This window comes from Bifidobacterium aemilianum, from assembly GCF_003315635.1.
GTDB classification, from domain to species: Bacteria; Actinomycetota; Actinomycetes; order Actinomycetales; family Bifidobacteriaceae; genus Bifidobacterium; species Bifidobacterium aemilianum.
In genome coordinates, this window is record NZ_PDCG01000001.1 from 371,548 (window position 1) to 397,515 (window position 25,968).

The following is a 25,968-nucleotide window of genomic DNA, read 5'->3' on the forward strand; positions in this document are numbered from 1 at the left end:
AGGGGCATTCTATACCAAGCGGGGGCCGCTCCCCTGGCCCGGCAGGAGCAGGATCAGGCCCAGCCACTGGCTGCTGCTCATGCCTGGGCCAGAACCTCCGCCAGGGCCTGACGGAAGGCGTCCATCTCCTCATCGGTGCCCATGCAGACCCTCAGCCAACACTGGGGGCCGACCACACGAATCAGCACCCCCCGCTTGCAGAGCTCCTCGAAGATCCATTGGCGGTTCTCGAAATGTCCGCCGAACAACAGGAAGTTCGACTGGGAGTCGGCCACCTCCAGGGGCTTGCCCCGGTAGGTCTGCCCCCTGAGCCAGTCCGCCGTCTCCTGCCTGGTGCGCCGCAGTCTGCCGACCTGGCTCAGCTGCTCGTCGGCATGGCCCAGGGCGGCCAGGGCCGCAGCCTGGGTGACGGCCGAGAGATGGCAGGGCATCCGTACGATGCGCAGAGCGTCAATGATGCCGGCCGAGGCTGCGACATAACCGACACGGGCCCCGGCGAAGGCGAAGGCCTTGCTCATGGTCCGGCTGACCGCCAGGTTGGGATGGTCCTCAATGAGCGAGACCGCCGAGGGCAGGCCTGGGTCACGGAACTCGATGTAGGCCTCATCGACCACCACCACCGGATGGACCCCCTCTGGGGCGCCCGCCACCTGGACACCCTGGCAGGCCTTCAGAATTGTCTCCAGCTCCTCCATGGGCAGCATGGTGCCTGAGGGGTTGTTGGGACTGGCCAGCAGGACCATGGATGGCCCCAGGGACTCGATGGCGGCCAGGGTCTTCTCCAGGTCGATGGTGAAGTCAGCCCGGCGTGCCACCAGCTCCCAGCCAGTGAAGGTGTCCCGGGCATACTCCGGGTACATGGAGTAGGTAGGGTCAGCGCCAAGGGCTGTCCTGCCTGGGCCGCCGAAGGCCTGGAAGAGCTGGAGCATGATCTCGTTGGACCCGTTGGCCGCCCATAGCTGCTGCGGGACCAGCCTGGTCTGGGATTCCTGGTCCAGGTAGTCGCAGAAGGCCTGGCGCAGGCGGGTGTGCTCCCGGTCCGGGTAGCGGTTGAGCTCTTGGCCCACCCTGCGCACACTCTCGGCGATGGCATCGACCACCCGGTCGCTCAGGGGGTAGGGGTTCTCGTTGACATTCAGGCAGACCGGTAAGTCCAGCTGGGGGGCACCATAGGGGGTCTCACCAATCAGGTCGGCACGCAGGGGCAGGTAGGCGGGAATGCTCCTGTCCGCCGTCCCCTCCCCCAGGGCCACCTGTCTGCTGCCGCTGGTCTGGCTCATCTCAGGCCGGCCTGCCTTTCCTGGTCCTCCAGGGTCGCCTTGTCGTAGGGGTCGTCGACGAAGCGGCTGAGCACGCTCTCTCCGTGGGCAGGCAGGTCCTCGGAGACGGCGAAGGCGTTGATCTTGGCCGCAAGCGCCTTGAGGCCCTCCTGGTCGTATTCGATGACCTCCACCGGCTTCATGAAGGTGTGGACACCCAGGCCTGCGTCGAAGCGTGCCGTGCCCCCGGTGGGCAGGACATGGTTGGAGCCGGACATGTAATCGCCCAGGGGAACCGGCGAATAGGGACCCCGGAAGATGGCGCCGGCATTGTGGATACGGGCCACGACCGGGTCCGGGTCAGCGGTCTGGATCTCCAGGTGCTCGGCGGCGTAGGCGTCTGCCGCAGCCACCGACTGGTCGAGTCCGTCGGTGAGGATGATGCCGGACTGGCGGCCGGACAAGGAGCTGGTGACCCGTTGCGCATGCTTGGTTCTGGGCACCCGCACGGCCAATTCCTCCTGGACCTGCTCGGCCAGGCTGCTGCTGTCGGTGATCAGGACGGAGCCGGCCAGCTCATCATGCTCCGCCTGGCCGATCAGGTCCGCCGCGACCCAGGCCGGCTTGGCGGTCTCGTCGGCCAGAATGGCGATCTCGGTGGGGCCGGCGACCGCATCAATGCCGACTAGGCCGGAGACCATCTGCTTGGCGGTGGCCACGAAGATGTTGCCAGGGCCGGTGATCTTGTCGACCGGGTCGCAGAGCACCTGCCCATCCTGGGGCTCGGAACCCTTGGCGCCATAGGCGAACATGCCGATGGCCTGGGCTCCGCCAACCGCGTAGACCTCATCTATGCCAAGGATGGCGCAGGTGGCCAGAATCAGCGGATTCGGCAGGCCATCGCCAGCATCGCTGCTGGGCGGTGAGGCCAGGGCCAGGGACTTGACACCGGCCACCTGGGCCGGCACCGCGTTCATGATCACGGAGGAGGGGGTAGACGGCCTTGCCCCCGGGCACATAGAGGCCAACCCGCTCGATGGGGATCCAACGCTCGGCAACACGGGCACCATCGGCAAGGTCGGTATGAAAATTCCGGGGAACCTGGGAGGCGCAGACGGCCCGGCTACGGCGCACGGACTCCTCTATGGCCTCGCGGACCGCCGGGTCCAGACGCTCCAGGGCCTGCTCCATGGCTTCGACGGGAACACGCAGATGCTGTGGACGAATATGGTCGAATCGTTCCGCATAATCTCGTAGGGCGGCGGCACCACGGGCCATGACATCCTCAAGGATGGGCCGCACCAGGTCGCTGGCCTCGCTCGTGCCCATATCGGCCCGGGGCATGGCTTCCAGCAATTCGGCACGGGTCAGGCGCTTGCCACGCAGGTCAATGGTTCGCAGGATTCTTCTATTGGTATCGTCCATAAGCCCATCATAGTGGTATAGGGGTCGAAATTCCTTGGAAACTGGCCGTTGACTCACATGCTGAGACAGGCTGGGCACGGGGCCCGGGCCCATAGCTAGGACGCCGGCAGGCAGCGCGGTCCGAAGAGGGTCTTGATTTCAGCGAAGAGCGAGGTGTCGCGTTTGATGCGGAAACGGTCGCCGAAGGTCAGGACCTGGGCGTTGCCCTTCTGGTCCAGGATGGCCATCTTGACCTCGCAGTAGCCGGGGTGGCTGCACAGAATCTGTCCCAACCGGGTCATTCTGGACTGGTCCAAGGCTATGCGGGGCAAGTTGATGACCAGGGGGCGCTCGTCCTCGGCATCCAGGCTGGGCAGCTGCATCTCGATGGCCTTGAGGCTGACCTCCTCCTCACGAATATCGACCCAACCACGAATCTGGGCAATCTCGTCAACGGCCAGGTCGTTGGCAGACCGTTCATAGGCCTTGCCGAAGAACATGCACTGGATGGAGCTTTCCATATCCTCGATGGTGACCAGGGCCCAGGCCGATCCACGCTTGGAGATCTTGCGCTCCACGCTGGTGATCAGGCCGGCCACGGTCACCTGCTGGCCTTCAGGCATGGTCTTGGCCCTATCAATCAGGTGGGCTATGGACATTTCCCTCAGGCCATTGAGCACAGCCGTCATACCGGACAGGGGGTGGTCGGAGACATAGAGTCCCAGCATCTCCCGCTCGAAGTTGAGCTTGGTTTTCTTGTCCCACTCGTCAATGTCGGGCACGGAGACCAGCACATCGCCCATGCTGTCCTCCTCGGACTCATCGGAGTCGGCGAAGAGGTCGAACTGGCCCTCGGCCTCCTTGCGTTTGAGGGAAACCACCGACTCGATGGCTGACTCATGGATCTGGAAGACGGCCCGGCGGTTGGGGTCGATGGAGTCGAAGGCCCCGGCCTTGATCAGGGATTCGACCGTCCTGCGGTTCAGACAGTGCAGGGGCACCCGGCGCACGAAGTCCATGAAGTTGACATACTTGCCCCGCTTGCCCTCGCGTTCGGCCACAATGTCGGCCACAACCTTGTCGCCCACATTGCGGACCGCGCCCAGGCCGAAGCGGACCACATCACCCACTGCCGAGTATTCCAGGATCGACTCATTGACATCGGGGGGCAAGACCTTGATGCCCATGCGCCGGGCCTCACCCAGGTAGAGGGCGGTCTTGTCCTTGTTGGTCCGTTCACCCTGGAGCAGGGCGGCCATGAACTCCACCGGGTAGTGGGTCTTGAGATAGGCGGTCCAGTAGGAGATCAGACCATAGGCCGCCGAGTGTGCCTTGTTGAAAGCGTAACCGGAGAAGGGCACGAGGATGTCCCAAACGGCCTGGGCGGCCTCCTCGGAATAGCCGTGCTCCTTCATGCCCTCGAAGAAGGGCACCTGTTCCTTAGCCAGGACCTCGGGCTTCTTCTTGCCCATGGCGCGGCGCAGCACGTCGGCTCGGCCCAGGGAATAGCCTGCCAGGATTCGGGCAGCCGATTGGACCTGCTCCTGGTAGACGATCAGACCATAGGTCTCATCGAGCACCGGGGCCAGCGGCTCGGCCACCTCGGGGTGGATGGGGATGTTCTCCTGAAGCCCGTTCTTGCGCTTGGCATAGTTCAGGTGGGAGTCCATATCCATGGGGCCTGGCCGGTAGAGGGCGATCAGTGCCGAGATGTCGTTGAAGTTGTCGGGCCTGAGCTGGCGGAGCAGCGAGCGCATCCCGTCGCCATCCAACTGGAAGACGCCCAGGGTGTCGCCCCGGGAGAGGAGCTCGAAGGTCTCCTTGTCGTCTAGTGGGATCTTGGTGTAGTCGATGGGCTCCTTGCCGTTGAGTTCGATGTTCTTGAGGGTGTCTCGAATGACCGTAAGGTTGGACAAGCCCAGGAAGTCCATCTTGACCAGGCCCAAGGTCTCGCAGGTGTGGTATTCGAAGGTGGTGGTGACAGTGCCGTCGGTGCGTTCCAGGAGGGGCGAGGTGTCGGTGATGGGTTCGGAGCCCATGATGGTGGCGCAGGCGTGGACACCGGTCTGGCGGATCAGACCCTCGATCTCCTTGGCCTGGTCGGTGATGCGCCGGGCGTCGGGATCGGACTCATAGAGCTCACGGAACTCCCTGGACTCGGCATAGTGCTTGGAGTTGGAATCGAAGATCTCCTTAAGGGAGGCGTCCTTGCCGTTCTTGGAGGGGGGCAGAGCCTTAGTGACCTTCTCGCCCATGGCATACTCGTAGCCCATGATGCGGGCTGAGTCCTTGAGGGCGTTCTTGGTCTTGATGACACCGTAGATCACGCACTGGGCCACCTTGTCGCGCCCGTACTTCTCCCCCACGTAGTCCAGGACCTTTGCCCGGCCGTCGGGGTCGAAGTCCACGTCGATATCAGGCAGGGAGACACGTTCGGGGTTGAGGAACCTCTCGAAGATCAGGCCGTGCTTGAGGGGGTCGAGTTCAGTGATGCCCATGGCATAGGCGACCATGGAACCTGCGGCCGAACCACGCCCTGGCCCCACCATGACCCCGTGGCTCTTGGCCCAGTTGATGTAGTCGGCCACGACCAGGAAGTAGCCGCAGAACTGCATCTGGCAGATGACTCCGCACTCGTAGTCGGCCTGCTTGAGGACGTGTTCGGGCACCTTGCCCTCGTAGCGGCGTTCCAGGCCCTCCTCCACATTCCTTAGGAAGAGGGAGGTCTCATCCCAGCCTTCGGGGCAGTCGAACTGGGGCATGAAGGCCCCGTCCTCTGAATCATCGAACATGACGTTGCAGCGTTCGGCGATCTCCAGGGTGTTGTCGCAGGCCTCGGGCAGGTCCCTGAAGAGCTCACGCATCTCCTCGGCGGTCTTGATGTAGTAGCCGGAACCGTCGAACTTGAAGCGGTTGGGGTCGTCCAGGTGGGAGCCGGAATTGATGCAGAGCATGGCGTCCTGGGAGCCTCGGTCCTCCTCGTGGACATAGTGGGAGTCGTTGGTGGCCAGGAGGGGGGCGTCCAGGGTCTTGGCGATCTTCAGCAGGTCATGGGTCACCCGGGTCTCAATCTCCAGACCATGGTCCATGAGCTCGATGTAGAAGTTCTCCTTACCGAAGATGTCCTGCATCTGGCCGGCGGCACGCAGGGCCTCATCGAACTGGCCCAGCCTCAGCCTGGTCTGGATGATGCCGGAGGGACAGCCGGACGATGCGATGACACCCTTGGAATAGGTATTGAGCACATCATAATCCATACGCGGGTAGCGCTGGACCCGCCCCTCAAGATTGGCCACCGAGGAGGCCTTCATCAGGTTCATCAGGCCCTGGTCGTTCTCCGCCCAGAGGGTCAGGTGGGTGATCAGACCACCGCCGGAGACATCGTCCGACTTCTGCGCCTCGGTGCCCCAGTGAACACGGGTCTTGTCCTGGCGGGCGGTCTCAGGCGTCACATAGGCCTCGATGCCGATGATGGGCTTGACACCCATCTTGACGGAGGTGGACCACATCTCGTAGGCCCCGTGCATGTTGCCGTGGTCGGTGATTCCGATCGCCGGCATGTCCAACTCCTTGGCCCTGGCCACCAGGTCTGGAATCTTGGAGGCGCCATCAAGCAGCGAGTAGTGGGTGTGATTGTGGAGTTGTACGAAATTCATTCCCGAAGATGCCATGACCTCTACGTTAATGCCTGAATCCGACTGAAGTCCAGAGCGAACGCCGAGCGCCCCAGGCAGAGCCTTGCCAGAGCTTTCCGGAGACCAGACACGCCTGAAAGACCGGGGAACAGGGTGGCAAGCCTACTGCCAGCATGCTTGCCGCAGGCAAGGGCTGTACCCTCTATGCCTGCGGGCGGCTGCGCTCCTCCAGGTCCAGGCGGTCCAGGGCGGTCTGCAGGTCTGGAGGGTAGTGGGAGCTGACCGTGGTCCAGATATGGGTGCGGGGATGGCGGAACTCCAGCCTCATGGCGTGGAGCCACTGACGGGTCAGGCCCAATTGTTCCGCGAGGACCGGATTGGCACCGTACATGTGGTCGCCGACCAGGGGGTGGCCAATCGAGGAGAAGTGGACGCGGATCTGATGGGTGCGGCCGGTCTCCAGCCTGACCGAGGTCAGGGTGGCGGAACCATAGCGGTGGACCACATCCCAGTGGGTGATGGCCTCCTTGCCCGCCGGCGTGATGGTGAACCGGAAGTCAGAGACCTTTGCCCGGCCGATGGGCGCCTCGATGGTCGCCTTGTCCTCGGTCAGGTTGCCCTGGACCAGGGCATGGTAGATCTTGATGACCTCATGCTCCGAGAACTGCCGGCGCATCTCCTTGTATGCCAGGTCGGACTTGCAGACCAGCATGAGGCCGCTGGTGCCCACGTCCAGACGACTGACGATGCCCTGGCGGCCTGCGGCACCCAGGGAGCTGATGGATACACCCCGCCGAAGTAGGCTCCCCAGCACCGTGGGACCGGCCCAGCCCACGGAGGCGTGGGCGGCCACCCCTACCGGCTTGTCGACCACTACCAGGTCCTCATCCTCGTAGACCACCGGCATGCCTTCAGCCAGGGGCTCAGGGCCCTTACGTTCGTCGGCCAGGTCGAATTCGACCATGTCCTCGGCCAGGAGGGTGCCGGACTTGTCCAGTATACGGCCTAGGACGCGCACCTGGCCGGTCTCAATCAGCCTGGCAGCCTTGGAGCGTGATAGGCCCATCATTTTTGAGACTGCCATGTCAAAACGCTGCCCAATCATGGCATCTGGGACAGGGAGCAGGTGACTCATACCCGGCCTTGCCTTCCCGGGGTGCTCTGTACGGCACCGGCCTGGTCGCGGCCCGAAGTCAGGTCGTCCAATCCACTCCCCCCAGTCGGCTCAGGAGCCCGCAGAGGCTTGCCCAAGGCAATGAGCAGGACGATGGCGATGCCTGCCAGCATCAGGTAGATGTCGGCAATGTTGCCGATGGACCAGCCGTAATCCAGAAAGTCCACGACCCTGCCATTGAGGAAGCCGTCGGCATAGGCCATACGGTCCAGTAGGTTGCCTGCAGCGCCAGAGAAAGCCAGCGAGAAGGTCAGGGTCCAGACCATGGAGTCGGTCCTGATCACCAGGCCGACCAAGGCGATGCAGGCAGCAAGGGCCAGCAGGCTGATCAACCAGGTTTGCGAGGCCCCCAGACCCAGGGAGGCGCCAGGATTTCGCAGGAGCTTCAAGGAGAGCAGGCCGGGGATCAGCGGGAGGCTGCGACCGTCGGCCAGGGCGATCTGGGCACAGGCCTTGCTGACCTGGTCCACGGCCAGGGCCAGGGCCACCAGAACGGCAAAGACGACCACGCGGTCGCGCAGTCGTCTTGGTCGTTCATTCATCATCTACGTAAACCTGTGAATACTCGTCAGTGGAGCATCAGTGCTTGGACTGGTTCTCGGCCTTGGATTCATCCTGGCCCTGATCCTTGCGGTCGGAACCATGGTTCATGTCATTGTAGGTGCTGTTGTCGGACACCTGGGAGACCAGCTGACCCAGGAAGTCTGTCAGGCGGGCACGGTACTCGATCTCGAACTGCTTGAGGCTCTGAATGTTGCCCTCGACGACCTTGGTCTTGGCCTGGAGGTTGTCGCGCACCTGCTTGGCATAGGCGTCTGCGGCCGTACGGGTCTGGTTGTCGTACTCGCCTGCGCGGTGCTGAACCTCAGCCTCATAGGTGTCGGCCTCGGCGCGGGTGGTCTTGGAGTACTGGTCCGCTTCCTGACGGGTCCTCTGCGAGTACTTGTCGGCATCCGCGTGGGTCTTCTCGGAGTAGGCATCAGCATTGGCGCGGGTGGTCTTGGAGTAGTCCTCGGCCTGCTGGTGGATCCTGGTGGAGTAGGAGTCCGCATCGGCCCGGGTCTGCTTGCTGTAGGCATCGGACTCAGTGCGTGTGCGGCTGGAGTACTCGTTGGCCTTGGTGATCAGCTCATCGTACTTGTTCTGGCTCTCCTGAATGATCTCATTGGCCCGGGCCTTGCCCTTGTCGACATACTGATCATGCAGCTGCATGGCCAGGGTGAGCATGGCGGTGGCGCGCTCAGGCTCGCTGTTGGCCCCTTGGGCGGCGCCGGCGATCTTCTGCAGGCTGCCGGTCTCGGTGTTGGGCTCGACCTTGGCGATCTGGTTGCGCAGCTGCTCCTCGCGCTTGCGGGACTCCTCCAGCTGCTGCTGGGCGGCGGCCAGACGCTTCTTGAGCTCCTGGGCCTGGCTGCCCTGCTGCTGGGCGGCGGCCAGCTGCTGCTGGGACTGGCTGCCCTGCTGCTGGGCCTGGGCCAGCTCCTGCCGAGTGGCGGCCAGTTCCTTGCTGATCTGCTCGGACTGGGCACGAATCTGATCGCGCTCCTGCTGGACTGCTGCCAGCTGCTGGGAGACCTGCTCGTTGCCGGAGGCCTTGGCTGCCTGGGCGGTCAACTGATCGACCTGGCTGCTCAGTCTGGAGACCTGCTCCTTGAGCTTGTCGTTTTGGCTGGCCAGAGCCTTGTTGCTCTCCTCGGCCTCCCTGAGCTTGGACGCGGCCAGCTGTGCGGCCTGGTCACCGCCCTTGCTGGCGGCGCTCTGCAGCTCGGCCTTGTCGGCCTCCAGGGACTTGACCTGGGCGGTCAGCTCGGAGATCTTCTGGTTGAGCTTGGTGACATCCGGCCCCAGGGACTGCGTGGATTGACCGGCCTGCATGGCCCGCTTGCTCAGTGCCTCAACAGTGAGGGTCACCTCATCAAGGAAGTTGTCGACCTCGTCAGCGTCATAGCCTTCCTTGAAGCGCACCTGGGTAAACTTGCGTTCCCTGATATCTTTCGGCGTCAACAGAGCCATGGATTTCCACCTCGCTTCGGGCATAGTGCCCCATATGTAACTATCAATCCATGATGCTAGCACAGCCCGGGAGCAATCCAGTCATTCCTAGCGATTTACACGAGCAACTGGAGGACCAGGAGGGCGAAATACAGGACCAGGAAGCCGACATCCAGGGAGATGGGACCCATCGGGATAGGGGGAATATACCGTCTCAACCAACGCAGGGGCGGTTCGGTGAGCTGGTATATGACAGACATCAGGGCGGCGATCACGCCCTGGGGCCGCCAGCGCGGAATAAGCACCAGGACCCAGTCAATGATCATGCGGATGAAGAGAACCGTCAAGTAGGCCGAAATAAGCCAGCGAAGGATGTGGTGGATGAGCAGAAGAATCATGGTCACCAGCCTAGCAATACGTTCAGAAGAAGCGGCTGAGAGCAGCAGGAGGCTGCTGGGGATCCCAGACAGCCTGTGAAAGCAGCCGACACCTGGTCGGGCCGCTGGGCGGACCTGTGACTGGCTACCAGCTGCGGCAGGAATCAGTCGCCGAAGAGGTCACGGGAGGAGGAGCCGTTCTGTGCCTCCTCGACCTTGATGTTCACCTGGGCAGGGCTGAGCAGAAATACCCTGGGTGTCACACGTTCAATGGAGCCCCTGACACCGAAGACCACGCCTGCGGAGAAGTCCACGATCCTATAGGCCACAGCCTCGGAGACCCCGGTCAGGTTGAGCACCACGGGCACCCCGTCGCGGATGGCCCTGCCGACCAGCTGGGCATCCTCATAGGATTTGGGGTGGATGGTCGTGATCCTGTTGACCTTGGTGGGAAAGGGACTGGTCTCATGCTTGGCGCCGCCAGCCGACGAGGAGGCGGACCCGGAGGATACCATGGGGGTCACGCTGTGGTCACTATCGAAGTCGGACTCGAGTTCGGGAGCATCGGCCTGATAGTCCTCATCCTCATCCACCACATCCGTCATGCCCAGATAGGACATCGCGCTCTTCATCAACCCTGCCATGGATCTTCCTTTCACTCGACTCGTTCTCTATACTCGACTACCGCAAAAAATCCGGAATGTCGAGGTCTCCCGGGTCGTCCGGGCTGAAGATCTGCTGCTCACCCGTCCCATCCATGGCCTGCTCCTGGGCGGCGGCTGGAGCCGGGCTTTCCGGCAGCTGCTGGATCAGTGACGGCTGGCCGTCCTGGGGCTCAGCGGCGGCTGGCAGCTGGTCGGATGCGGCCGGCTGGGTGACATCGCGGTAAGCTTCCTCAAGGGTGGGGGCCTGACCATCGGACTTCTTGGAATTGGCGTCGAAGCCGGCGGCGATGACCGTGACACGGACCTCGTCCCCATAGGCATCGTCCAGTGCCAGACCCCAGATGATCTGTGCCTCGGGGTGGATGGCCCGCTGGACCAGCTCGGTGGCCGCCTTGGCCTCCTGGAGCTTGAGGTCGGTCGGGCCGGCGATGTTGATCAGGGCACCGTGGGCACCCTCAACGCTCTCCTCCAGCAGTGGGGAGGAGATGGCGATCTCGGCCGCCTGGGTGGCCCGATCCTCGCCCCGGGCGGAGCCGATGCCGAAGAGGGCGGTGCCCGCACCGCGCAGGATGGCGGTGACATCCGAGAAGTCCACATGAATGTAGGAGTTCATGGTGATCAGGTCCGTGATGCCCTGAACACCGGCCAGGAGAGCCGTATCCGCGGTCTTGAAGGCGTCGACGATACCGATGGTCCTGTCGGAGAGTTCCAGGAGACGGTCGTTGGGAATGACGATGAGGGCGTCGACCTCCTTGCGGAGGTTCTCGATGCCCAGCTTGGCGGAGGCGGTGCGCTGTGGCCCCTCGAAGGAAAAGGGACGGGTGACCACGGCGATGGTCAGGGCGCCCTGCTGGTGGGCCGCCCGGGCGACGATGGGGCTGGCACCGGTACCGGTGCCGCCACCCTCACCGCAGGTAACGAAGACCATGTCGGCTCCCTTGAGGGCCTCCTCGATGTCAGACTGGTGGTCTTGGGCGGCCTTGGCCCCCTTCTCAGGGTCGGCGCCGGCCCCCAGTCCCCTGCTGGTGTTGTCGTTCAGCGAGATCTTTACATCCGCATCCGAGCGCAGCAAATCCTTGGCATCGGTATTGATGGCGACAAATTCAACGTTCTGCAGACCCTCGGCAATCATGCGATTGACGGCGTTGCCACCGGCTCCACCGACACCGACTACCTTGATATTGGTCTTGTCGTTGAAATTGTCAGTCTGGGCAATCTCGCTCACCATAGTCTCCTGTTCGTTCACGGTTATGCTCACTCTATCGCAGAACCGGTATAAGAATAGACTTATTTTCTCAGTGTGTACGAACTTTTTCCAATCTCAGCCCCATTCGCACACCTCCGGACTCCATCCACCCCGTCCCGGGTCCGTCTGCAGCACCGCTCACTATCCTAGTAACTGGCGTCCATGGGGTCGTCGCCGAAGAGCTGTTCCCGCTCCTCATGACTGCTGGTCCTGGAGTCCAGCCAGCCATAGGGCAGATGAACCTTCTTGGCATAGCGGATGCGGCCACGGGGCTTGTCCCTGACCCGCTCGGGCAGGGTCAGGGTCAGGTCCAGGTCGCCGATGCGCGCCTCAAGGTCGGCCAGGCTCTCGCATTCCATGAAGGACCGTCGGGTGGGTCCGCCGACCGGGAAGCCCTTGAGATACCAGGCCATGTGCTTACGCAGATCATGGACGGCCATCCTCTCGTCCCCGTCGTAGAAGTCGACCAGGAGCCGGCCGTGCCTAAGCATGACCTGGCAGACTTGGCCCAGGTTGGGGTCTAAGCGATCCTGGCTGCCGGCGAAGGCGTTCTTGATGTCGCCGAAGAGCCAAGGGCGGCCCTGGCAGCCGCGTCCCACGGCCACACCGGCGCAACCGGTCTGCCGGACCATGTCCAGGGCATCATCGGCCCCCCAGATGTCGCCGTTGCCGAAGACGGGGATGTCCAGGGCCTCGACCAGCTGGCCGATTCGCTCCCAGTGCGAATGGCCCCCGTAGTATTCGGCGGTGGTCCGGGCATGGAGGGTGACGGCGGCACAGCCCTCCTCCTGGGCTATGTGCCCGGCCTCCATAAAGGTCTCATGGTCATGGTCAATGCCCACACGGATCTTGGCGGTCACCGGGATGCCGGCGGCCGAGCAGACCTTGACCACGCGGGCGATCAGGTCGGCGAAGATGTCGGTCTTCCATGGCAGGGCCGATCCGCCACCCCTACGGGTGACCTTGGGGACCGGGCAGCCGAAGTTCAGGTCGATATGGTCGGCCATGTCGCCGTCTACCAGCATCTGGGCCGCCTGCTCGACGATGGCCGGGTTAACCCCGTAGAGCTGCAGGGAGCGTACCTTCTCCGAGGGCGCGAAGCGACAAAGGCGGAAGGCTTTGGGGTTGCGGGCCAGGAGGGCCCGGGCCGTGATCATCTCGGCCACATAGAGGCCGTCTGGACCGTATCCCTCACACAGGGTGCGGAAGGGCCAATTGGTCACCCCCGCCATGGGCGAGAGCACCACTGGGGTGGGGATATGGATGGGCCCCAGATCCACCGGCTTGATGACCGGCTGGCCAGGCTGGTCCGCCTCCTCCCTGTACGGCGGCCGCCCGGAGCCCTGCACGCCCGTCTCCCCGGCAGTCTGCTGTGCGCTCTGGGACTCATTCAACGCTGTCTGCTCCACCTGTCGGTCTTCCCCCACCTTCTGCTCATACCTTGAGAGGCCTCATCAGTACAGGCCACCGGCCTCGGCCACCTTGACCGGAACCGTGCCGTCCTCACCCTGCTCCTTGGAAACATCCAGACCGCCATCCGCGGCCTTGCTACCGACAACGGAGGAGGGGCCGGCCGCGTAGCGCACGCGCTTCTGGCCGATGCGCTCGCCCACATAGGCGCTCACCTGGTTCAGGGCCACCCGCTCCTGCTGCATGCTGTCGCGGTCTCGGATGGTGACGGCATGGTCGTCCAGGCTGTCGAAGTCCACAGTGATGCACAGAGGGGTGCCGATCTCGTCCTGGCGGCGGTAGCGGCGGCCGATTGCACCCGACTCGTCGTAGTCAATCAGCCAGTCCTGCTGGCGGAGGTCGGCGGCCAGGTCATGGGAGATGCCCTGGAGCTCCGGCTTCTTGGACAGGGGCAGGACCGCTGCTTTGTAGGGTGACAGGCGGGGGTCCAGACGCAGGACGGTGCGCCGGTCGACGCCGCCCTTGGTGTTGGGGGCCTCATCCACGTCGTAGGCATCCACCAGGAAGGCCATGAGCGACCTGGTCAGACCAGCGGCCGGCTCGATGACATAGGGTATGTACTTCTCACCGGAGGCCGGGTCGAAGTAGGAGAGGTCCTCACCCGAATGCTCGGCGTGGGCCTTCAGGTCGAAGTCGGTGCGGTTGGCCACACCTTCCAGCTCACCCCAGTCCGAACCCTGGAAGCCGAACTTGTATTCAATGTCGACCGTGCGCTTGGAGTAGTGGGAGAGCTTCTCCTCGGGGTGCTCGTAGTGGCGCAGGTTCTCGGGCTTGATGCCCAGGTCGGTGTACCAGCGGGTGCGGGTGTCGATCCAGTACTGGTGCCAGTCCTCGTCGGTGCCGGGGACCACGAAGAACTCCATCTCCATCTGCTCGAACTCGCGGGTGCGGAAGATGAAGTTGCCAGGCGTGATCTCGTTGCGGAAGGACTTGCCCATATTGGCGATGCCGAAGGGAGGCTTGGAGCGCGAGGAGGTCATGACGTTCTTGAAGTCCACGAAGATGCCCTGGGCGGTCTCAGGACGCAAGTAGTGCAGGGAGTTCTCATCCTGGACCGGGCCCAGCTGGGTCTTGAGCATCATGTTGAAGTCGCGGGGTTCGGTCCACTGGCCACGGGTTCCGCAGAAGGGGCATGCGATGTCCTTCAATCCGTTGGGGGGCATCTGGTCGCCGTGCTTCTCGGCGTAGGCCTCCTCCAGTTTGTCGGAGCGCTGACGCTTGTGGCAGTTGAGGCATTCGATCAGGGGGTCGTTGAAGACGTTGACATGGCCTGAGGCCACCCAGACCTGAGTGGGGAGGATGACGGATGTGTCGACCCCGACCACATCGTCGCGGGTGGTGACCATGGAGCGCCACCACTGGTGCTTGATGTTGTCCTTGAGGGCAACCCCCAGGGGACCGTAATCCCAAGCCGAGCGGGTGCCCCCGTAGATCTCGCCTGCAGGGAAGACAAAGCCACGACGCTTGGCAAGGGACACTACTTCATCAAGTTTGGAGACAGCCACATTACACCTTCTGCTCGGACGGTTCAGGGTACATTTTCGTGCTTTTGAGTCTACTGGGGCATGATGACAGACCAACGGAGGCAAAGAGGGTAGCTTCTTCGACTAGCCACTGGTTAAGGCCAGAGCACAGGCCGTCTTGTGATGCAGCAGAGCAACCGCATATGCACGCAGGGGTATATCGTGTGACCATGACCACGATGAAACAGATCGCCGAGATGGCAGGCGTCTCGGTCTCCACTGTCTCCCTAGTGATCAACAAACGGGACAAGGGCAGGGTCAATCCAGGCCTTGCTAGGAGGGTGCGCAAGACCGCCGATGCCTTGGGCTACCACCCCAACCCCTTGGCTAGGTCACTGCGGACCAGCAGGACCAGGATCCTTGGATTCATCAGCGAGGAGATCGCCACCACCCCCTATGCCGGCAATATCATCCGTGGGGCCCAGGATGCGGCCAGCGCGACCGGCTACATGATGCTCACGGTCAACACGGACGGAACCTCCAAGAAGGATGAGGAACAGGAGGTTGCCACCCTTAAACGCTATGGTGTCGACGGCTTCCTATACGCCAAGATGTACAACCGTCTGGCCCAGGTGCCCGACTGCCTCCAAGATCAACCCCTGGTTCTCGTCGATGCCACGGATGAGAGCGGGTCCGTTCCCAGCATCTCCCCTGACGAATTCCATATCGGCTACGATGCGACCCGCCATCTTATCGAGGCTGGTTGCGAACGCATCGCCTATATCGGTGCAGCCGAGACCCTGCTGGCCCAAGGCATTCGCCTGCAGGGATACCGGGCTGCCCTGGAGGAGTCCGGGAGGACCTTTGTGCAGGATCTGGTGGCCAATGTCGGCTTTAACCAACCGGCCCTGGACCAGGTCGGTGCCCTCTTTGACAGCCAGCACCCGGATGGCTTCTTCTGCTTCAACGATGCACGGGCATGGCATGTGTACGAGGCTGCAGCCCGCCGGGGCCTGACCGTTGGCAGGGACATCAGCGTGGTTGGTGTCGATAACCATCGCCTGGTGGCCGAGACCATTTCGCCACGCTTGACGACCATCGAACTCCCCCATTACGAAATCGGCTACTGGTCGGTCTGCAAACTGGTCTCGATGATTACTGGAGAACCAGTGCCAGAGGACCGGCTGCCTGACACCATCGCCCCCCTGCCCAGCATGGACGCCCCCTGGCCGGTTCGGATTCGATGCACACTGCTGTCAAAGGATTCCGTGGTTCCGCATAACAGCTAAGCATCACATGGACCTTTGCACAGCCTCTCCCCAAGCCGTGCCGCGTCTTTATTCGCTCACTACTCAATCAAGCGTAGGCAGCTGAGTTTCCGCGTATTCCCGAACCATACCCTTGGTCATAGTGACGACCCGCATCACATCAATCGTTTGACGTAAAACGATTGATGCTCTACTATCATGCTCAGGCAACGAAGCAAAGGCCACGTGCATAGTTCAGGCCGGCAGAGATGCCAAACAGCACCGTCATTGAAAGAGGTAGTCATGACTAAAAAAACTTCCGCCTGGAGGAACCCTTCCTATCTGCAGAGTTCCACCGGCATTTTTCTCTTCTTCTGCGCCTGGGGCATCTGGTGGGCCTTCTACTCCCTGTGGCTCACCACCAAGCTGGGTATGAACAACACCCAAGTAGGCAACATCTACTCGGTAAACTCCCTGGCGACACTGATCATCATGTTCGTCTACGGAGTCCTCCAGGACGAACTCGGCATCAAACGCCGCCTGACCATCTTTATCTCGGCCATCGCCGCCCTGGTCGGTCCCTTCGTCCAGTTCATCTACATGCCGCTAATCCAGTCCCATCTGATGGTCGGCGCAATCCTGGGCTCCGTGGTTCTGTCAGCAGGATTCATGTCCGGCTGTTCCCTCCTCGAGGCCGTCACCGAGCGCTATAGCCGCAAATTCGGATTCGAGTACGGCCAGTCCCGCGCCTGGGGTTCCTTCGGCTATGCCATCGTGGCCCTGGTGGGCGGCATCGTCTTCAATATCAACCCCATGATCAACTTCTGGCTGGGTTCCGCCTTCGGCGTCGGCATGCTCATGGTCTACGCCTTCTGGGTCCCCCAGGAGCAGAAGGAGGAACTGCGAAAGGAGGCAGACCCCAACGCGGAGAAGACCAACCCCTCCCTGAAAGAAATGGTCTCGGTGCTGGGCATGCCCGCCCTCTGGCTGCTCATCGTCTTCATGATGTTCACCAACACTTTCTACACGGTCTTCGACCAGCAGATGTTCCCCAAGTATTATGCTGACCTCTTCTCAACCCCCGCACTCGGAACCCAGGTCTATGGCTACCTGAACTCCTTCCAGGTCTTCCTGGAATCGGCCATGATGGGCGTGGTCCCTGTCATCATGCGCAAGATCGGTGTGCGCAATTCCCTGTTGCTTGGCGCTCTGGTCATGTTCCTGCGCATCGGCCTGTGTGGTGTCTTCCATGACCCCTATATGGTCTCGGTCGTCAAGCTCTTCCACTCCATCGAGGTGCCGCTCTTCTGCCTGCCGGCCTTCCGCTACTTCACCCTCCACTTCAACCCCAAGCTGTCCGCCACCCTCTACATGGTCGGTTTCCAGATCGCCTCACAGGTCGGTCAGGTCATCATGTCCACTCCGCTGGGCATGCTGCACGACCACTTTGGCGACCGTCCGACCTTCTTCACAATCTCCTTTGTAGTCCTGGCCGCACTGATCTACGGCGTCTTCATCCTGAAGAAGGACGATCAGCAAGTCGATGGCGACCCCTTCTACACCGATAAGCAGCTGGCCGCACAAGGACAAAGCGCTGCCTGACACGCCCTGTCTCCCATCATGGCGTCCCTCTCATCCAGATGGTCGACCATGATGGGAGACAGACCAGTACCAGCAAACAATTACCTGACACGAAAGGACGCTCGAGGATGAACACCGAACACATGCCGAGCTACGATCAGACCGCACAACTGGCCAAGGCCGAAGCTGGCGTGGACCAGCTCTTCTCCCAGCGCAATGACCGCTGGTACCCCTCCTGCCACATAGCCTCCAAGGGCGGCTGGATCAATGACCCCAATGGCCTATGCTTCTTCAAGGGCCGATACCATGCCTACTACCAGCTCCATCCCTACGGCACCCAATGGGGCCCCATGCACTGGGGACACGTCTCCAGCGAGGACATGGTCACCTGGCGGCGCGAGCCCATAGCCATGGCCCCCAGCTTCGAGGCAGAGAAGGACGGTGTCTTCTCAGGTTCGGCGGTCATCTCCGACGATGGCAAGCTGGTCATCTACTACACCGGCCATCGCTGGCGCAACGGTGTGGACGAGGGCACGGAAGGCAATCTGCAGGAGCAATGCATGGCCATCTCCGAGGACGGCATCCACTTCGAGAAGAAAGGCGTCGTGGTCCCCTGCCCTGATGACCGCATCCCCCACTTCCGCGATCCCAAGGTCTGGAAACAGGGCGACACCTGGACCATGGTCTTCGGTGTATGCACCCCTGAGCACCGCGGTGAGATTTGGATGTACACCTCCGAGAACATGGTCGACTGGACCTTCGTCGGCCCCGTTTACAAACATCCTGATCCGGATGTCTTCATGCTGGAATGCCCCGATATGTTCCCTCTGGGCGACAAGTGGGTCATCTGCTATTCAGCCATGGGCCTCAAGCCTAAAGGCTTCGAATCACGCAACCACAACAATGCCGGTTACGTGATCGGCACGTGGGAACCGGGCCAGCCCTTCCGCCAGGAAACCGACTTCCACCTCTGGGATGACGGCCATAACTACTACGCGCCGCAGACCTTCCAAGGGCCCGACGGACGCCGCCTGGTCTTCGCTTGGATGAGCCCCTTCACCAGCCCCATCCCCATGGAGAATGATGGCTGGTGTGGCCAGTTCACTGTCCCCCGCGAGGTCGAGCTTGCAGACGACCACCTGCGCACCCAACCCATCCGCGAGTACGCCCAGCTGGATCAGAACCGCAAAGATTTCGGCCCCATCACCTTGGAAGTCAACGAGAGCAGGACCCTCTTGGCAGATGCCGCAACCGCCGACATCGACTTGGAGATCGATTTGGCCCACAGCCAGGCGGAACGAATCGGCCTGGAGCTCCACCGGACCGCCAACGGCGACCACACCCTGGTCTGCTACGACGACCAGCTGCAGCGGGTCGTCTTGGACCGCCACTGCAACAGCTACGGGGACCGCGGATATCGGACCGCCCCTCTGGACCGGTCCGACGGGAGGCTCAAGTTGCGGATCATCGTGGACCATGGCTCCATTGAAGTCTTCGTCAACGACGGCTTGGAGGTGCTCAGCTCCTACTCTTTCCCAGCTGAGGGGGCTCGCGAGATTCGATTGATCGCCGAATCCGGGGAGGGTCAGGCCATCATCAACAGCCTGTCCATCGCAGGCCTGGCAACGATTTGGGAGCATCCCGACCGCAACTGACCGCCGGATCAGCTATGTTGAGGAGGCCTCCCCACTCGGGTGGGGAGGCCTCCTTATATCATGCAGACTCCCTACCACAGGAGCCCGGTCCATCAGCTGGGCAGTAAGTCGGACGGAAGCACGGGCCGATATGTCTCCTGACCCATGGAGGCCTTGAAATCAGCCTGGGCCTGGATCAGGAGTTCGGGGTCTGTCAGGGTGTCATAGACACTCAAGGCCAAGGTTTTGCCGGCCATCAGCAGACCCTTATGAGCCACAGAGGATTTGCCGTTGGCCACCCACTGCCAGCTATGGGGTGAGGTGCCCTGTGGCTCGAAGCCACCAGTGAATTGGGCGGTCGGCGTCTGCCAGCTGACATCACCGACATCAGTGGAACCCGAAGCCTTGGGGCTGAAGACCAGAGGCATCTTCCGCAACATCATGCTCGACTCGGACAGCTCCGTGACCTCCTGGTCGGTCAAGTCAGGGAAGGCTGCCCGGTTCCGGGCCCAGACCGACTGCTTGCCTGCACCCGAGACAGTATCGGTGTAGCGGCGTTCGTAGTCCAGCTCATCCTGGGTCAGGGGCAGGGGTCCCACAAGGTCCAGGTTCCTATCTATAGCCCTGGTCAACGGCTTGTTGGGCATGTAGTTGTAGCAGGCGGCATTGAGCTCGATGTTGAGCTCGGTCTCGGTCATCATGGCGGCGCCATGGCCGACCTTCTTGACCCGCTCGTAGAGTGCCTGGGCTTGTTCCATTCGGGGAGCTCGTACGAAGTAGTAGAGCTTGGCCCTGGATTGGACCACATTGGCCGACTCACCGCCGGCATCTATGAAGGCGTAATGGATGCGGGCCTCGTCGATCATGTGCTCCCGAAGGTACTGAACACCGGTGTTCATGAGTTCTGCGGCATCCAAGGCGCTTCTACCCAGCTCCGGAGCCGCGGCCGCGTGGGCCGGGGTCCCTTTGAACTCGAAGTATGACTGAATCACGGCCAGGCTGGAGCTCCCCCAGGCCGAGGTCACATCCATAGGATGCCAGGAGAAGGCGGCATCAAGACCGTCAAAAACCCCATCACGGGCCATGAAGGCCTTGCCATAGCCCGATTCCTCAGCCGGGCAGCCAAAGACCTTGATAGTCCCATGGAGGCCCCACTCTTCCATGAAGGTCTTGATGCCCACGCCGGCCGCTACGGCCCCCATTCCCAGGATGTTGTGGCCGCAGCCCTGCCCTGCCCCACCGGGAACCAAGGGCTGGTGCTCTCCTAGATCGGCCACCTGGCTCAGCCCGTCCAGGGCATCGTATTCGCCGGTGATGCCGATGACCGGCCGGCCGCTCCCCCAGCTGGCCACATAGGCATGGTCCATGTGGGCCACGCCCTTGTCGATGGAGAAGCCCTCACGCTCGAGAATCTCATAGTGGGGTTTGACGGATTCTCCGACGTCGAATCGGGTCTCCGGGGTCCGCCAGATCCGGTCGGCGGCTTCGATGAATTCCCCTCGCTTGTCCTCTATGATCTGCATGATGCGCTGTTTGTCATCCATGTCACACTCCTTCTGCTTTGCCGGTAGGCTGTATATCTGCCCAAATGGATGTCTGGGGCCATGTTCGCGCCCCCGGGGAATGCCGCCTCAGCTAGTCCTTGACCTTGACCAGGAGACTGGTCAAACCGCTGATGATGCCCACGACGGCAAGAAAAACGAAGGCGGGCATGAAGGACCCGTGCGCCGCCTTGATGATGGTCCCACCGATGAAGGGGGCCAAAAAGCCGCCGATGGTGCCGCCAGTGTTGATGATGCCGATTGCAGAGCCGATCAGATGCTCGTCCATGATCTTGTGGGGCCAGGTGAAGAGGCAGATGAAGGCCAGGATCACGATGTTGCTGAAGACCACCAGGCAGGCCATTGCCAGCCATAGGTTGTCGGCGAAGGCGAAGGCGACCAGGGACAGGGAGCTGATGACTGTGCAGGAAAGTATGACCAGCCGCTCCTTGCCGAGGAAAACTCCGGAAAGCAAGGAACCCCCGTAGATGGTGAAAACCGTCTGGATGATGGCATTGAACGCCAGGATCCATCCCATCTGTTGGATGGACAGGCCGAACTTGGAGGTGATGAAGGTGGGCAGCCACGAGCCATTGCCATAGATCAGTATGTTGATCAGGAGCATGGCAGCGAAAAGGGCCAGGACGTTGCGGTCACGCAAGAGCCGTCCCAGACTGACCTTGGGCTTGGCACCATCCACGGCCCGATCCTCCTCCAGGGTCCCCTCCGACTCCTTGGGTACGAAGAGGAAGATCAGCAGGCAGGAGACCAGGAAGCAGCTGCCCAGCACCAGGTAGGCGATGCGCCAGTCCACGGAGATCAGGGCGGCACCGATGGTGTAGAAGAGCACACTGCCGATGCCCGAGGTTGACAGGATGAGCGACTGCACAAAGGTACGCTGCTCCTTGGGGAAGTTCTCGGCAACGGACTTGGAGCAGCTGGGTGGGTAGCCCCCGTGCCCCATGCCGGCAAAGAGCCGGGCGGCCACGAAGAAGATCAGCCCGTTTGCCATACCAAAGCAGTATGTGAACACACCGATGAAGGCCATAGATGCCATCAGCACCCGTTTAGCTCCAAACCTGTCCGCCAGCCAGCCAGAGGGGATCTGCATGAGGGAATAGCCCAGAAAGAAGAAAGACATGATCAGACCAGTCTGGCTGGTATCCAGATGGTACTGCTTGGCGATGGGGATAACCGCTGTGGAGATCATGGCCTTGTCCACGTAAATCATGGTGTAGCCGGCCATGAGGGAGAATACCAGCGCCCCGCTGGTTGACTTCGATGCTCGTGTACGTCGCATAGGGAGACTCCTCTGTCGGCAGTGGCAACAACTCCTATACATGGCAAGATTACACCATGACGGGGCAGACCATTGGACGAATCCCGTAATTCGTCAATCCTCACTATCCGGGGCTGCCTAGGAGCAGTCCTACTTGGCCCCGCCGAACCGCCGGTCCCGGTGGATATAGTGGTCGATGGACCGCCAGAGGGCCCGCCGTCCGTATTCTGGGAAAAGCTCGGGGACGAAGTCCAACTCCGCATAGGCGGCCTCCCAAGGAAGGAAGTTGCTGATCCGTTGCTCCCCTGAGGTGCGGATGACCAGGTCGCAGTCCGGGATGTCGGGGTTGTAGAGGTGCTCGGCAATCATCTTCTCGGTCACCCTGTCCCCCGAGATCCGCCCATCCCGGACCTCCCGGGCAATCTCGGCGCAGGCGTCGGCCAGCTCCGCACGCCCCCCGTAGTTGATGCAGAAGACCACATCGATGACCTTGTTGTGCTTGGTGCGATCCATGGCCACCTCAAGCTCGTCGATGACTGACTTCCACAGGCGTGGCCGGCGGCCGGACCAGCGGACTCTGACCCCCCATTCGTCCATCTGGGCCACCCTCCGGTGAATGATGTCCCTGGAGAAGCCCATGAGAAAACGGACCTCACTGGGGCTCCGCTTCCAGTTCTCGGTCGAGAAGGTGTAGAGACTCAGATAACGGACCCCGGCCTCGATGGCCCCAGCGATGGTGTCGAAGACCACCGGCTCCGCAGCCTGGTGGCCGTTGGTGCGGACCATGCCCCGCTCCTTGGCCCAACGCCCGTTGCCATCCATGATGACACCCACGTGCCGTGGCACCTTGCCGTCGGGGAAGTCGGGAATGATGGAGGGGTCGGAGAAGGGTGCGGCAGGCACGTTCAGCGATTGGTAGTCAACCTGGTCAAAGCTCATATCACGAATCTAGCAAGTGCAGGGACCGTATGCGCCGTTCCAGGTAATACTCCCCCCAATCTTCAACAATCTGCCGGGTTGTCGCATCCAGAGCTCCCCGGTCAAGAATGGGCCAGTCGCCTTCGACCAGGGCTTCCAGCTCCTCCCTGCGGTCCAGCTCCACTGGCCTGGCCTCTGGAGTCCGGTCCTTGGAACACATGCTGCCACCGGCCGGAATGGAAAAGTAGTTCAGGTCGTCCCTTCGTCCGCAGACCACGCAAGAGTCTAGCCGGGGGGTCCAACCGGCCAGGGACAAGGCCCGCAGGGTATAGGAGGCACTAATCAGGCCCGGTTTGTGTCTGCCTTTGGACAGGGCCGCCAGGGCCCCGATGAGCAGACGGTATTGGTCAGGTGCGGGCTCCTGTTCGGCGGATACGATTCTATCCACGATCTCTGCCATGATGCTCGCGGCCGTATAGGCTTCATAATCCATGGAGATTCCTCCCGCATAGGCCGATAGGGAGGCCGCCTGGGAAACCACATCCAGGGACCGACCCTGGGCGATCAATAGGTCATCTCGCATGAAGGGCTCCAGACGTGCCCCGAAACGGGATTTGGTTCTTCGCACGCCTTTGGCCACAGCCCGGACCTTGCCATGACGCTTGGTCAGCAAGGTAACGATGCGGTCGGCCTCACCGAGTTTAACGGTTTTGAGGACCACTCCCTCATCCCGATAGAGGGCCATGCCTTAGAGTCGGTCCTTGCCCTTATCGTCCTGGCTGTCCTCGCCCCTGTCGGCAGCGGCCTGGCTTTCCTCCCCTTGGTTGAAGTTGGGAAAGGAGAGGTCAGGAATACCCATATCGGTATGGCCTGCCTGAGAGCTGAGGTTGTCAGCCGGGAAGACCGGCCAGTCGGAGGGACCAGAAGCGGCTGTGGCAGCGCCTGAAGCCCCTTCAGTCGCAGCCGAGTCTCTCTGGGGAAGATCAGGAATCTCCGGCACGATCGGGGTCTGCAACGGCGGCAGCTGGGCACCGAATTCGGACGGGGAGTCATCGGCTTGGGCCTCTGTCATCTCAGCCAGATGCGCCAGAGATGCCAGTGAGGAATCCTGCTGGGACTTATCGGCGGACCGGTCCGGCGAGTCCTCTGCCAGGCCTGGGCCTGCTGGTGCCAGGGATGGCTCAGGGGAAGCCACGGGTGCGAAGGTCTGGGTCTGTGCCTCGGAGGCCGTATTGGCCAGCGCGGAGGAAGGGACGGCACCCTCGGTCATCTGGGACGCACTAGCTGGCGTCTGAGCGCTGAAGAGCTTTTCCTCGGTCTCCTGCAGGAAATTGAAGGAGTCCGAGTCTTGGGCATCAGTGGATCGCCGGGATTCCTGACCTGCCGAATCTCCGGTGGATTCAAGACCGGCTGCCGGGGGCGCAGCGGGCTGTGCGATGGTGGGGGCGAAGGACTCCGGCTCCCTCTCCACGGCCGCCGAGTCTCCCAGTGGACTCTGAGCAGGCTGCGGGTTATGGAAGGAGAAGAGGGGGGCGACGCCATCGGACGAAGTCTGCTCATCGACGATGGGCTGAGCCTGCCTGCCGGCATCCTGCTCGGCTTCAGGAGCTATCTCCTCGTAATCCGCCAAGCGGGTGAAGGATTCAAAACGGGCCAGGACATGGACACAGGAGTTCAGGAAGTAGTCCACCTGCCGCTCGTCGTAGCCATGCTTGCCCCGGCGCTGAGTGAAGATGATGTTGGAGACGGTCTTGGCATTGAGGTCCACCAGATGCTTCATGTTGACCTTGGCCTTGGGTTCGTGGCCCAGTTGGTCGGCGATCTTGGCCAGAACCTGGTCCACCAGCCGGTCGACCTGCTTGCGCTCGTAGGAGGCCTTCTTGGGCTCACCGGAAGCGAAACGGGCTTTGGGTGCACGGTCAGCGTGCTGCTGCAGGGCCTGGTACAGCTCCTCGGTCCGGGCCTTCCAAGCGATGCGGCCCTGATGAGTCAGCTCCCAATGGGTCTGCCGGTCGACCACTGCCTGTTCAAGCCTGGACAAGGCCGCATCGACCTGGGAGACCACATAGCCCCCCTTGGCCCAGTCGAAGGAGATATCCTGGATGTCCTTCTGGGTCAGCTGATCATCACCACTGTCATAGAGGGTGTGGGCACGTTCCAGAAAGGCATCCACCTGACCTACGTCGTAGCCCAGTTTACGTTTGCTCACGCGCTCCATGCCTGACGCGTTACGCTCAGTCTTGGTCTTCCGAGTCATTGGACCTTTGCCTCCTCATGGATATTGTCCGTTTGGACAACGATACGCGATTGTTCGGACGCTCCAGGCACAATCAACGGCAACACTCCGGAACCCTTACGACATAGCCACATTGGCGGCCGAATGGTCCGGCCTGTGCAGGTCATGCGCTACAGTGGTGTCCCACGGGCGATTAGCTCAGCTGGTTAGAGCGCCACCTTTACACGGTGGATGTCGGGGGTTCGAATCCCTCATCGCCCACGGTCAGCCGGAACCTGCCGAACAGTCTAGGTCTTGGTTCAACGGCCTTTGCCGAAGGAACTCAGCCGGATGGCGTTCCAATCATCATCGGCGGTCAACGGCATGGCGGCATTCATACCGACCGAGTTGGCGGCTGCCTGTATGGTGCTGGAGCTTGCGGCACCTTTGCGACCTGGCTTGGGGGTCAGTATCCACATGGGGCCATCATCGCCAAGCACCGAATAGGCATCGACCAGAGTGTTGCCCAAGGTCTCCTCGTCATCACCATCGCGCCACCATACGATGACACCATCAACCGAGGAGTCAAAGTCCTCATCAACCAGATCCTCACCAGTCAACCGCTGGATATTCCTACGAATCGCCTCACTCACGTCGTCATCCCACATCCACTCTTGTACGATGTCGGCTGTGTGGAAGCCGAATTCCTCAGCCTCTTGAAATGCTGTTTCCTTCACAAGACCAATATAGCAAGACAGCACGAAGATAGGGACGACGGACGGCGGTGGAAGCTGTAGTCTTGATCCATCTCAGAACTCTGGGCAGCGGCGAAAGCCCTTGCTTTGCAGGTCTTCCAACCCCCATTCGT

At 61.8% G+C, this 25,968-nt stretch carries 19 protein-coding genes, 1 tRNA gene and 1 pseudogene; 4 read left to right on the top strand and 17 right to left on the bottom strand.

Going from position 1 to position 25,968, the window contains the following annotated elements; genetic code table 11:
* Positions 1-77: 77 nt before the first annotated feature.
* The 11 genes and pseudogenes from CRD60_RS01615 to CRD60_RS01665 form a co-directional block, all read right to left on the bottom strand.
* A complete protein-coding gene (locus CRD60_RS01615; protein WP_113859548.1) occupies positions 78-1,280 on the bottom strand; it encodes a histidinol-phosphate transaminase in 1,203 nt (400 codons plus the stop codon).
* Positions 1,277-2,684 (bottom strand): annotated as a pseudogene (gene hisD / locus CRD60_RS01620) (histidinol dehydrogenase). Before hisD ends, CRD60_RS01615 begins: the two are co-directional and overlap by 4 nt.
* Positions 2,685-2,779: 95 nt before the next feature.
* Positions 2,780-6,334, bottom strand: coding sequence for a DNA polymerase III subunit alpha (dnaE, locus tag CRD60_RS01625; RefSeq protein ID WP_113859549.1), 3,555 nt, complete (start codon positions 6,332-6,334; stop codon positions 2,780-2,782).
* A gap of 166 nt (positions 6,335-6,500) precedes the next feature.
* The gene (locus tag CRD60_RS01630; RefSeq protein ID WP_113859550.1) at positions 6,501-7,433 is read right to left on the bottom strand and encodes an RluA family pseudouridine synthase; all 933 of its coding nucleotides are present in this window, start codon (positions 7,431-7,433) and stop codon (positions 6,501-6,503) included.
* Complete coding sequence (locus tag CRD60_RS01635; RefSeq protein WP_407923159.1) at positions 7,430-8,014, bottom strand: signal peptidase II; 585 nt, start codon at positions 8,012-8,014, stop codon at positions 7,430-7,432. The genes CRD60_RS01630 and CRD60_RS01635 overlap by 4 nt, the downstream gene beginning before the upstream one ends.
* Positions 8,015-8,051: 37 nt before the next feature.
* Positions 8,052-9,485 (bottom strand): DivIVA domain-containing protein, encoded by a 1,434-nt coding sequence (locus CRD60_RS01640; protein ID WP_113859552.1) that lies wholly within the window; start codon positions 9,483-9,485, stop codon positions 8,052-8,054.
* A 95-nt stretch (positions 9,486-9,580) separates the two neighbouring features.
* Positions 9,581-9,862 (bottom strand): YggT family protein, encoded by a 282-nt coding sequence (locus tag CRD60_RS01645; RefSeq protein WP_113859553.1) that lies wholly within the window; start codon positions 9,860-9,862, stop codon positions 9,581-9,583.
* A 143-nt stretch (positions 9,863-10,005) separates the two neighbouring features.
* The gene (locus CRD60_RS01650; protein WP_113859554.1) at positions 10,006-10,485 is read right to left on the bottom strand and encodes a cell division protein SepF; all 480 of its coding nucleotides are present in this window, start codon (positions 10,483-10,485) and stop codon (positions 10,006-10,008) included.
* A gap of 37 nt (positions 10,486-10,522) precedes the next feature.
* A complete protein-coding gene (gene ftsZ / locus CRD60_RS01655; RefSeq protein WP_407923151.1) occupies positions 10,523-11,734 on the bottom strand; it encodes a cell division protein FtsZ in 1,212 nt (403 codons plus the stop codon).
* Between the two features lie 164 nt (positions 11,735-11,898).
* Positions 11,899-13,101, bottom strand: coding sequence for a tRNA dihydrouridine synthase DusB (gene dusB / locus CRD60_RS01660; RefSeq protein ID WP_113859663.1), 1,203 nt, complete (start codon positions 13,099-13,101; stop codon positions 11,899-11,901).
* A 105-nt stretch (positions 13,102-13,206) separates the two neighbouring features.
* Positions 13,207-14,727: a glycine--tRNA ligase gene (locus CRD60_RS01665; RefSeq protein ID WP_113859555.1), complete on the bottom strand. Its 1,521-nt coding sequence runs from the start codon at positions 14,725-14,727 to the stop codon at positions 13,207-13,209.
* A gap of 188 nt (positions 14,728-14,915) precedes the next feature.
* On the opposite strand from CRD60_RS01665, the gene CRD60_RS01670 reads away from it, so the two are divergent.
* From CRD60_RS01670 to CRD60_RS01680, 3 genes are all read left to right on the top strand, one after another.
* Positions 14,916-15,974: a LacI family DNA-binding transcriptional regulator gene (locus tag CRD60_RS01670; protein ID WP_113859664.1), complete on the top strand. Its 1,059-nt coding sequence runs from the start codon at positions 14,916-14,918 to the stop codon at positions 15,972-15,974.
* A gap of 261 nt (positions 15,975-16,235) precedes the next feature.
* Positions 16,236-17,534, top strand: a complete 1,299-nt coding sequence (locus tag CRD60_RS01675) for an MFS transporter (protein WP_113859556.1) — start codon at positions 16,236-16,238, stop codon at positions 17,532-17,534.
* A 107-nt stretch (positions 17,535-17,641) separates the two neighbouring features.
* The gene (locus CRD60_RS01680; RefSeq protein ID WP_113859557.1) at positions 17,642-19,168 is read left to right on the top strand and encodes a glycoside hydrolase family 32 protein; all 1,527 of its coding nucleotides are present in this window, start codon (positions 17,642-17,644) and stop codon (positions 19,166-19,168) included.
* 92 nt (positions 19,169-19,260) lie between these two features.
* Here the strand turns inward: CRD60_RS01680 and CRD60_RS01685 are convergent, their stop codons facing one another.
* From CRD60_RS01685 to CRD60_RS01705, 5 genes are all read right to left on the bottom strand, one after another.
* Positions 19,261-20,691, bottom strand: coding sequence for an amidohydrolase (locus CRD60_RS01685; RefSeq protein WP_113859558.1), 1,431 nt, complete (start codon positions 20,689-20,691; stop codon positions 19,261-19,263).
* Positions 20,692-20,782: 91 nt separating this feature from the next.
* A complete protein-coding gene (locus CRD60_RS01690) occupies positions 20,783-21,988 on the bottom strand; it encodes an MFS transporter (protein WP_113859559.1) in 1,206 nt (401 codons plus the stop codon).
* 129 nt (positions 21,989-22,117) lie between these two features.
* Positions 22,118-22,906 (bottom strand): isoprenyl transferase, encoded by a 789-nt coding sequence (locus CRD60_RS01695; protein ID WP_113859560.1) that lies wholly within the window; start codon positions 22,904-22,906, stop codon positions 22,118-22,120.
* 1 nt (position 22,907) lies between these two features.
* Complete coding sequence (gene recO / locus CRD60_RS01700) at positions 22,908-23,630, bottom strand: DNA repair protein RecO (RefSeq protein ID WP_113859561.1); 723 nt, start codon at positions 23,628-23,630, stop codon at positions 22,908-22,910.
* A 3-nt stretch (positions 23,631-23,633) separates the two neighbouring features.
* Positions 23,634-25,103 (bottom strand): DivIVA domain-containing protein, encoded by a 1,470-nt coding sequence (locus CRD60_RS01705; protein WP_236630780.1) that lies wholly within the window; start codon positions 25,101-25,103, stop codon positions 23,634-23,636.
* A 205-nt stretch (positions 25,104-25,308) separates the two neighbouring features.
* Between CRD60_RS01705 and CRD60_RS01710 the strand changes: the two genes are divergently transcribed.
* Positions 25,309-25,382, top strand: a tRNA-Val gene (locus CRD60_RS01710).
* Positions 25,383-25,420: 38 nt separating this feature from the next.
* Here the strand turns inward: CRD60_RS01710 and CRD60_RS01715 are convergent.
* Positions 25,421-25,837, bottom strand: a complete 417-nt coding sequence (locus CRD60_RS01715) for a DUF3052 domain-containing protein (protein ID WP_113859563.1) — start codon at positions 25,835-25,837, stop codon at positions 25,421-25,423.
* Positions 25,838-25,968 lie beyond the last annotated feature (131 nt).